Annotated in this window: 11 protein-coding genes and 1 tRNA gene; 8 read left to right on the top strand and 4 right to left on the bottom strand. The window is 64.3% G+C overall.

All coding sequences use genetic code 11. The features are described 5' to 3' along the window. Together ACOZKU_RS13395 and pyrC are read left to right on the top strand one after the other, a co-directional pair. Nucleotides 1-510, top strand: a 510-nt coding sequence (locus tag ACOZKU_RS13395) for a nucleoside/nucleotide kinase family protein (protein WP_421579298.1), incomplete at its 5' end; no start/stop codon positions are given. 57 nt (nucleotides 511-567) lie between these two features. Further along, the gene (gene pyrC, locus ACOZKU_RS13390) at nucleotides 568-1,617 is read left to right on the top strand and encodes a dihydroorotase (RefSeq protein ID WP_421579297.1); all 1,050 of its coding nucleotides are present in this window, start codon (nucleotides 568-570) and stop codon (nucleotides 1,615-1,617) included. A 9-nt stretch (nucleotides 1,618-1,626) separates the two neighbouring features. Here pyrC and ACOZKU_RS13385 read toward each other — a convergent pair whose 3' ends face one another. After that, entirely contained in the window at nucleotides 1,627-2,391 is a 765-nt protein-coding gene (locus ACOZKU_RS13385) for a Crp/Fnr family transcriptional regulator (protein ID WP_421579296.1), read from the bottom strand. Between the two features lie 184 nt (nucleotides 2,392-2,575). On the opposite strand from ACOZKU_RS13385, the gene ACOZKU_RS13380 reads away from it, so the two are divergent. After that, nucleotides 2,576-2,971, top strand: coding sequence for a hypothetical protein (locus ACOZKU_RS13380; protein WP_421579295.1), 396 nt, complete (start codon nucleotides 2,576-2,578; stop codon nucleotides 2,969-2,971). Here the strand turns inward: ACOZKU_RS13380 and ACOZKU_RS13375 are convergent. Further along, the gene (locus tag ACOZKU_RS13375; RefSeq protein WP_421579294.1) at nucleotides 2,962-3,411 is read right to left on the bottom strand and encodes a DoxX family protein; all 450 of its coding nucleotides are present in this window, start codon (nucleotides 3,409-3,411) and stop codon (nucleotides 2,962-2,964) included. The genes ACOZKU_RS13380 and ACOZKU_RS13375 overlap by 10 nt on opposite strands. Nucleotides 3,412-3,590: 179 nt before the next feature. Here ACOZKU_RS13375 and ACOZKU_RS13370 point away from each other — a divergent pair, with 179 nt between their 5' ends. Further along, complete coding sequence (locus ACOZKU_RS13370; protein WP_314090705.1) at nucleotides 3,591-3,890, top strand: SelT/SelW/SelH family protein; 300 nt, start codon at nucleotides 3,591-3,593, stop codon at nucleotides 3,888-3,890. 66 nt (nucleotides 3,891-3,956) lie between these two features. Here the strand turns inward: ACOZKU_RS13370 and ACOZKU_RS13365 are convergent, their stop codons facing one another. Next, nucleotides 3,957-4,331, bottom strand: coding sequence for a BA14K family protein (locus tag ACOZKU_RS13365; RefSeq protein WP_421579293.1), 375 nt, complete (start codon nucleotides 4,329-4,331; stop codon nucleotides 3,957-3,959). 150 nt (nucleotides 4,332-4,481) lie between these two features. On the opposite strand from ACOZKU_RS13365, the gene ACOZKU_RS13360 reads away from it, so the two are divergent. Then, nucleotides 4,482-5,912 carry a phosphomannomutase gene (locus ACOZKU_RS13360; protein ID WP_421579292.1) on the top strand — a complete coding sequence of 477 codons (1,431 nt, stop codon included), beginning with the start codon at nucleotides 4,482-4,484 and terminating at the stop codon, nucleotides 5,910-5,912. 82 nt (nucleotides 5,913-5,994) lie between these two features. Next, nucleotides 5,995-6,081, top strand: a tRNA-Leu gene (locus tag ACOZKU_RS13355). Nucleotides 6,082-6,110: 29 nt separating this feature from the next. Here the strand turns inward: ACOZKU_RS13355 and ACOZKU_RS13350 are convergent. Then, nucleotides 6,111-6,269, bottom strand: coding sequence for a hypothetical protein (locus ACOZKU_RS13350; RefSeq protein WP_421579291.1), 159 nt, complete (start codon nucleotides 6,267-6,269; stop codon nucleotides 6,111-6,113). On the opposite strand from ACOZKU_RS13350, the gene ACOZKU_RS13345 reads away from it, so the two are divergent. Together ACOZKU_RS13345 and gdhA are read left to right on the top strand one after the other, a co-directional pair. Next, complete coding sequence (locus ACOZKU_RS13345) at nucleotides 6,265-7,416, top strand: HPP family protein (RefSeq protein ID WP_421579348.1); 1,152 nt, start codon at nucleotides 6,265-6,267, stop codon at nucleotides 7,414-7,416. The genes ACOZKU_RS13350 and ACOZKU_RS13345 overlap by 5 nt on opposite strands. Before the next feature lie 96 nt (nucleotides 7,417-7,512). Beyond that, nucleotides 7,513-8,865 carry an NADP-specific glutamate dehydrogenase gene (gene gdhA / locus ACOZKU_RS13340; RefSeq protein WP_421579290.1) on the top strand — a complete coding sequence of 451 codons (1,353 nt, stop codon included), beginning with the start codon at nucleotides 7,513-7,515 and terminating at the stop codon, nucleotides 8,863-8,865. Nucleotides 8,866-8,879 lie beyond the last annotated feature (14 nt).

Genomic DNA, 8,879 nt, shown 5'->3' with positions numbered 1-8,879 from the left:
GCCCTGCGCGACGGCCTTCTCGCGCGCGGCGAGAGCGCCGAAATCCTGCCGATGGATGGCTTTCACATGGACAACGGCATTCTCGCCGAGCGTGGGCTTTTGCCGCGCAAGGGCGTACCGGAGAGTTTCGACGGGCGTGGCTTCGTCGATATCGTGAAGGCCTTGAAGCGTGCCGAGGGCGAGGTGTTGGTGCCGGTCTTCGACCGCTCGCGCGAACTTGCCATCAATGCCGCCCGCGCCATTCCCGTCGAAACCCGCTTCGTGCTGGCCGAGGGCAATTACCTGCTGTTCAAGGACGCGCCCTGGGATGCGCTCGACGGCGTTTTCGATTTCACCATCTTCGTCGGCCCGCCTTATTCCGTTCTGGAGGAGCGGCTGCGCCAACGCTGGATGGGTTATGCGCTGCCCGAGGACCAGATCGGCTGGAAGCTCTACGGCAACGATCTGCCGAACGGAAAGCGCATCTTGGAAAATTCCCGGCCCGCCGACCTGCATATCGATCTCTTCTAGCAATTGTCCGGCGTCTCTTCGGGTGCTATCGCAACCGTAAAGACGGGAGAGACGCCCATGGCCAACACCACCACAGAACTCACCATCCGCCGGCCGGACGACTGGCATCTGCACCTGCGCGACGGCGCCATGCTGGAGGGCGTGATCGGCGATACCAGCCGCCATTTCGGCCGCGCCATCATCATGCCGAACCTCGTGCCGCCGGTCGTGACATCAGCCGATGCCAGCGCCTATCGCGACCGCATCCTCGCCGCCCTGCCCAAAGGCGACCGGTTCGAACCGCTGATGACGCTCTACCTCACCGAACACACCAATCCCGACGACGTGGAAGCCGGCTTCGAGAGCGGCCTGATCCGGGCGGTGAAACTCTATCCCGCAGGTGCCACGACCAATTCGCATGGCGGCGTGCGCGACATGGACAAGGCGATGCCGGTGCTCGAGCGCATGGCGAAGATCGGCCTGACGCTCTGTGTACATGGTGAGGTGACGACGCCGGAGGTTGACATCTTCGACCGCGAGGCCGTGTTCATCGAGACCGTGCTGGACCCGCTGCGCCGGCGCCTGCCGGAGCTGCGCGTGACCATGGAGCACGTCACGACGAAGAACGGCATAGACTACATCAAGGCGTCGAAGGCCAACCTCGCCGGCTCGATCACCACGCATCACCTGATCATCAACCGCAACGCCATCCTCGTCGGCGGCATCAAGCCGCATTACTACTGCCTGCCCGTCGCCAAGCGCGAGGAGCATCGCCTCGCCCTGCGCGCCGCCGCCACCTCCGGCGACAGGCGCTTCTTCCTCGGCACCGATTCCGCACCGCATGTCGACCCCTTGAAGGAATGCGCCTGCGGCTGCGCCGGCATCTACACCTCGATCAACACGATGAGCTGCCTTGCCCATGTGTTCGAAGAGGACGGCGCGCTCGACAGGCTCGAAGCCTTCGCCTCGCTGAACGGCCCGGAATGGTACGGCCTGCCGGCCAATGAGGAGACGATCCGCCTCGTCAAGCGAATGGAGCCGGTTGCCTTCCCGGCGAAGATCGAGACGGGGGCGGGGCCGGTAACGGTGTTCGACCCGATGTTCCCACTGCACTGGGACGTGGCATAATCCGCCCGGTCAGATGAAAGGCCGCGGGCCGCGCTTCAAGCCTTCCCAGCCGGCGAGCGCCTGAAGCGCGTCGGCATCGAGGATTTCGCAACCCTTGTCCTGCCAGCGCATCAGATTGCGGTCGGCAAGCTTGCGCAACGTCTTGTTGGTATGGACAAGCGACAGGCCGAGCGTATCGGCGACGTGCTGCTGGGTGATCGGCATCACCCGCCGCCCGCCATTAACGCCGGACGAATGCGCCCGCTGGTGGATGAAGGACAGGAGATAGGCCGTGCGCTCCAGCGCCGTGCGCCGGCCGATCGACAGCAGGTGCTCGTCGAGAATCCGTTCTTCGGCGGCGGCGATCCAGGTGAGATCATAGGCCAGCGAGGCATGGCGCTCGAACAGGCGTTCCAGCTTGGAGCGCTCGAAGACGCAGAGCGTCACCGGCGTCAGCGCCTCGATGGAATGGTCCATCTCACCCATCAGACTGCCTTGAAGGCCGATGAGATCGCCCGGCAGCACATAGTTCATGATCTGGCGGCGCCCGTCCGGCAGGAGCTTGTAGCGAAAGGCCCAGCCTGACAGGACCGTGAAGAGATGGGCGCTGTGCATGCCTTCGACGAGGATCGTCGCGCCCCGCTCGATCGACAGTTCACCACTCTTGAACTGCGAGACGAAATCCAGTTCCTTCGGTGTGAAATCGCGAAAATCAGGGAGGCTGCGCAAAGGACATTGCTGGCAGGGCGTACGCCATCGGGTCTGCTGGGTGCCCACCGTACCGCTCGCCATCATGCCTCCGGGTCTGTCGATTGAGACCAGCCGGACAGGGCTGGCTCCCGTAAACGCGAACGACGCGCATTCGTTCCACTATACGACGCTATGTCTTTTTTAAATGACACTTTTTGGGATGATGTCCAATGTCCGCCCCCACGGCACCGTGATTCCGGTGCTTGCACATGGATTGGAGTGCGGCACCATGGACCGTTCTATACCGCACATCGTCATCGCCGAACGTGAGTTCCTGATCGCGCTGGACGCCGAGTACCTGATCAAATCGGCGCTGGATTGCAACGTCACCCTGCTCCGGCCGGAGCAGCTAGACGAATGGGACGCGACCGCGCTTGCCGGGATCGATCTCTGCCTGCTCGACGTACCGCTCGACGCGACGCGCATCACCGCGCGCATCAACCGGCTGATTGAGGCACGTGTGCCGCTGCTGTTCACGACGGTTGCGGATATCCATGCCAGGGGTGTCGAAGGCTTCGAGATCGTTCCGATCGCACGGAAACCCTATGACGGCGAGGCGCTGACAAAGCTCGTCAGGGGGCGGCTGCGGCAGACGCCGCAACCGCAGGAGACTGATCAGAACTGACGTCCGATTTTCGCGTCGACCGAGTGGCTGTTGGCGCCGCGCACCGCGAAGAAGAGGAAAATCAGCGTCCAGAGGATCGACTTCTCCGCGCCACCGAGACCTTCGCCCTGCACGATGCCGTGGAAGTAAACGGTAACGGCCAGCACGATCATCGCGGCGAAGGAGGCCGGGCGGGTGAAGAGGCCGATGGCGATCAGGATGCCGCCGAAGAATTCGGTGGCCGACAGCAGCGGCGACCAGAAGGCGCCCGGATAGAAGCCGAGGCTTTCGACCATGCCGCTCGCGCCGAAAGGATTGATGATCTTGCCGTAGCCATGGGTGACGAGCAGCAGGCCCGCGGCGACGCGTAGGATCGTCTCGGCACTTTCCGAAAGCTTGGAATAGAGGCCGCCGAGCGAGGGGATGATGAGGCGCGGGCGGGTGGTGGCAAGCTCTGTCATGGGGTCTCCTGTGAGCCTATTGCGGTGCAACACGTCTCCCCCAGGAATCGGGCTGCGACAAGATGTCCGCTGACAATACTTGATGAATTCAGTTGACATTTCCGTGAGGTGGCGGCGTGCGGAGGCGTGCCAAGCGACACCGGCTGCTATATGCTTTCGCGATCGATCAGGAGGTTGCCATGTCCGGGGAAAAGCCGCGTATTTCCATTCTCTATTGCACCCAGTGCAACTGGCTGCTGCGCGCCGGCTGGATGGCGCAGGAGCTGCTGTCGACCTTTTCCGATGCGCTCGGCGAAGTGGCGCTCATTCCAGGCACCGGCGGCAATTTCGAGATCCGCGTCAACGACGCCGTGGTCTGGGAGCGCAAGCGCGATGGTGGATTTCCGGGCCCGAAAGAACTGAAGCAGCGGGTGCGCGATATCATCGAGCCCGGCCGCGATCTCGGTCACACCGACCGGGCCGACCAGACGCCGACCTGATTGAGTATATATCCTGAAACGAAAACGGCGGGCCGAAGCCCGCCGCCTGTTTCAGCCCGGTCGCGATCAGCGATAGGGCGAATAGCACATACGATAGACGCCGCCGCCAGCATGGTAGCGGTTGGTGTAGGGATCGTAGGTGCGGTAGCGGTTCATGCACCAGCGCACATGGGCGTTGCGCCCGCCGCCATAGTAGCGCGGCCGTTCATAGCGCGGACGATAGTAGCGGCGCTCATAGCCGTAATGCGGGCGATGATGGCGGCGGTAGTAGCGCGGGCGCTCACAGCCATAACCGACGCAGACTTCCATCTGCGCCTTCTGCACGTCGCTCTTGGCCTGCAGCGGTACGGCAAGCGGCACGGCCTGGGCCGCTCCCATGGGCGCGATTGCGGAGGCGATGCCCATAACGCAACCGAAGACGAGATTTTTGATCTTCGACATGTGATCCTCTCTAGCTTTGGCGGGATTTCTCCCTGTCACGTCCCTGCTTTGCATTACGTTCACGCATTTTGTTTTATTCATGGTCGCGCGCCCGTCCTGTAGAGAGGATTTATCGCGGCGCGAACGATCCGCAAGAGGCAGAGGTGTTGCATGAGCCTGAAATTCGGAACCAGCGGCCTTCGGGGTCTCTCGGTCGATCTCGAAGGGCCGGCGACCGCGCTCTACGCCACCGCGTTCGCCCGCCATCTGCTCGCCTCCGGCATGGCCAGGCCCGGTGACGATATCCTGATCGGGCGCGATTTCCGCGCCTCCAGCCCCGCCATTTCGGCCATCGCGATCGCCGCCCTGCGCAAGGCCGGGCTTGAGCCGCGCGACTGCGGGACGCTGCCCACGCCGGCGCTCGCCCTGCTCGGGCTTTCCCGCAAGGCCGCCTGCCTGATGGTGACGGGCTCGCACATCCCGGCCGACCGCAACGGCATCAAATTCTACCGGCCGGACGGCGAGATCGCCAAGGGAGACGAGGCGGCGATCACCGCCGCCGCCGAGGCGATCCGCGCCGAAGGCACCGTCTTCGATGTCGGGCAGGAAAAGGCGCAGGATCTGCACGCCGAGACCATGGCGCTTTATGGCGCGCGCAACCGCGCCCTGCTGCCGGAGGCAAGCCTTTCCGGCCTGCGCGTCGGCGTCTACCAGCATTCCACCGTGGCACGCGACCTCTTCGTCGAGGTGCTCGCGCATTACGGCGCCGATGTCGTGGCGCTCGGCCGCTCGGAGAGCTTCATTCCCGTCGATACGGAAGCCGTCTCGCCCGAGACCGTGGCTCTCCTGCAAGGCTGGGCCGTGCAGCATGGCCTGCATGCCATCATCTCCGCCGATGGCGACGGCGACCGGCCGCTTGTGGCCGACGAGACCGGAACGCCGATGCGTGGCGACCTGATCGGCCTCATCGCCAGCCTCTTCCTCGGCGCGACCGTGATCGCGACACCCGTCACCTCCAATTCCGGCATCGAAGCGGCCATCGACGGCCGCGTGCTGCGCACCCGCGTCGGCTCGCCCTTCGTGATCGCGGCGATGAACGAAGCCGTAGGAGCCGGCGAACAGGCGGTTGCCGGTTTCGAGGCAAATGGCGGAACGCTGACGGCAACGCCCTTCCGCGTGAACGGTCATGATCTGGCGCCGCTGCCGACCCGCGACAGCCTGATGCCTATCCTGGCCGTGCTGTCGCTAGCGGCAGCCGAAGAAAAGCCGCTCTCCCTTATCGCGGCCGGCTTTGCCCTGCCCGCCGCCGCCAGCGACCGGCTGGAAAACTTCCCCGTCGAGACGAGTGCCGCCCTGATGGCGGAGCTGCGTTCGGGTGCCGGGCCGCTCGCCGCCTTCCTCGCGCCGATCGGCGTGCCGCAAAAAGTCAGCGACATCGACGGGCTGCGCATCACGCTGGAGGACAGGAGCGTCATCCACTTGCGCCCCTCCGGCAATGCGCCGGAAATGCGCTGCTATGTGGAAGCCGCCGACGAAGCCGCCGCCGTCATGCTTCTCGTCGCGGGACTCCAGCGCATCCGCGACTGGGCCCAAAGCCGATAAACAAGCTTTTTGCCAAGCCGTTGCAAAAACTTCAAAAAGCCTGTTGACACCGGCGGGCGGTCCTTCTACATCGCTCTCCGTCGCCCAGATGGCGGAATTGGTAGACGCGCCAGCTTCAGGTGCTGGTACTCGAAAGGGTGTGGAGGTTCGAGTCCTCTTCTGGGCACCAAATTCCCCGCTTCCTTACCAGGAGCGTTCTCAAAAAGCCCGGCTCAGCCGGGCTTTTTTGTTGCCGAAACGGCGCTGCTTCCTTCTCCTCCGGCAAAACAGAATCTTCCCCGGAAACGCTTGCGTTGACGGCGCGAAGGGCGGATAAGCCTGAAAAATAGTCATCTGCCTTTCATAGATCAGGATCATCGTGGCCCCACCTCAACACGATGCCCACAAATCGGGCATCCTGTCCAAATTCCGGCTCTTCTCTCCTATTCTTGCCGGCGCAACGTTGAAGGAACGCCTGATCGGCTGCCTCGGCGCGCTGATCGGCATCGGCCTCACCGGCCTCGTTACAAGCGTCTTCATGGGTCACGACCCGCATCTGCCGCTGATCGTGGCGCCGGTCGGTGCTTCCGCCGTGCTGCTCTTCGCTGTGCCGGCCAGCCCGCTGGCGCAGCCCTGGTCGATCGTCGGCGGCAACGTGATCTCCGCCTTTGTCGGCGTCACCGTCGCCACCCTGGTGCGCGATCCCGCCATCGCCATCGGCCTTGCCGTTGCGCTTGCCATTCTTGCCATGTCGCTCACCCGCTCGCTGCATCCACCGGGCGGGGCGGCGGCGCTGACGGCGGTCATCGGCGGGGCAGCGGTCGCGCGCGCCGGTTTCTGGTTCCCGATCGTGCCGGTCGGCGTCAATTCGTTGCTGCTCGTCCTGCTGGGCATCGCCTTCCACCGCTTCTCCGGCCGGCAATATCCGCACAAGCAGGCGGTCGCCCCCGTCAACACGCACAAGACCGCCGATCCGCCGGCCGCCTTCCGCGTCGGCTTCAACACCGAAGACATCGACGCCGCCGTCGCGAGCTTCAACGAGACGCTCGACATCAGCCGCGCCGACCTCGACGTTCTGCTGCGGCAGGTCGAGTTGCAGGCGTTGATGCGCCAGCGCGGCGATCTCGTCTGCGCCGACATCATGTCGCGCGACGTGGTGACGGTAACGGCGGATGTAAGCGCCGAGGAGGCGCGCAGCCGGCTGCTCGATCACGACATCCGCACCCTGCCGGTCGTCGATGCCGAGGGCCGACTTCTCGGAACCGTGGGCCTGCGCGAGCTGGCCGCCATGGCGCCTGTCTCGCCGCTTCCGATCTCGCAGGCCAGGACCGCCAGTTCAGGCGACCCCGCCATCGGTCTCCTGCCGCATCTCACCGATGGCGCGACCCATGCTGTCGTCGTCACCGACGACGACAACCGCGTCGTCGGCATCATCTCGCAGACCGATCTTCTGGCGACGCTCGCCAAAAGCCTCTCCCAGACCGGCCCGACGGGCGTGATGGGCGGGCACGGACAAGGAATCTGACCCCCATGCAAAAGCAGTGTTGCCGCGGGCTGATCGGTGTGAAGCCGGCAGCCCCCTTCCAGTGATTTTTCAGAGAAAGACGAAAGGAGTGCCGTCATGGCGACTGTCGACGAGAAGCTTGAACCCATCCTGGCCCAGGTGCTGCAACGCAACCCCGCCGAGCCGGAATTCCACCAGGCGGCCCGAGAAGTGCTTGAAAGCCTCGGCCTCGTCGTCTCCAAACACCCCGACTACCTGAAGGATGCGCTGATCGAGCGCATTTGCGAGCCGGAACGCCAGATCATCTTCCGCGTGCCCTGGGTCGACGACAAGGGCCAAGTCCAGATCAACCGCGGCTTTCGCGTGCAGTTCAATTCGGCGCTCGGACCTTACAAGGGCGGCCTGCGCTTCCACCCCTCGGTCAATCTCGGCATCATCAAGTTCCTCGGCTTCGAGCAGATCTTCAAGAACGCGCTGACCGGCCTGCCGATCGGCGGCGGCAAGGGCGGCTCGGACTTCGATCCGAAGGGTCGCTCGGAAGGCGAGATCATGCGCTTCTGCCAGTCTTTCATGACGGAACTCTACCGCCATCTCGGTGAATATACCGACGTACCGGCCGGTGATATCGGCGTCAGCGGCCGCGAGATCGGCTGGATGTTCGGCCAGTACAAGCGCCTCACCAATCGCTTCGAGGCCGGCGTCTTCACCGGCAAGGGCCTGAGCTATGGCGGCTCGCTGGTGCGCAAGGAAGCGACCGGCTACGGCGCCGTCTACTTCACCCGCGCCATGCTGGAGAGCCGCGGCACCGGCTTCGAGGGCAAGAAGGTCACCGTATCGGGCTCCGGCAATGTCGCGATCTACGCCATGGAACAGGCCATTGCCTACGGCGCCAAGGTCATCGCCTGCTCGGATAGCTCCGGCTATATCCTCGACGAGGCGGGCATCGACCTCGATCTCGTCAAGGAGATCAAGGAAGTGCGCCGCGAGCGCCTGTCGCAATATGTTCTGACGAAGAAGGACGCGCATTTCATCGCGTCCGGCAAAGGCTCGATTTGGGATGTGCCTTGCGATGTCGCGCTTCCCTGCGCCACGCAGAATGAGCTGACCGGCAAGGACGCCAAGTCGTTGATCAGGAACGGCGTCATCGCCGTCGCCGAGGGCGCCAACATGCCCTCGACGCCGGAAGCCGTGCGCGCCTTCCAGGAGGGCGGCGTGCTGTTCGGCCCCGGCAAGGCGGCCAATGCCGGCGGCGTCGCCACCTCGGCGCTCGAGATGCAGCAGAATGCCAGCCGCGACAGCTGGAGCTTCGAGACCGCCCGCGAGCGCCTCGGCCAGATCATGCAGGGCATTCACGACCGATGCGCCGAGACCGCCGAGGAATATGGCGCCAAGGGCAATTACGTGCTCGGCGCCAACATTGCCGGCTTCATCCGCGTGGCCGAATCCATGCGGGCGCAGGGCGTCATCTGACGCGCCTACCGATC

The sequence above is a fragment of the Shinella sp. M31 genome (assembly GCF_049199205.1).
Taxonomy (GTDB): domain Bacteria; phylum Pseudomonadota; class Alphaproteobacteria; order Rhizobiales; family Rhizobiaceae; genus Shinella.
The sequence above is the reverse complement of the archived record's forward strand: the minus strand, read 5'-3'. Positions and strand labels throughout refer to the sequence as shown.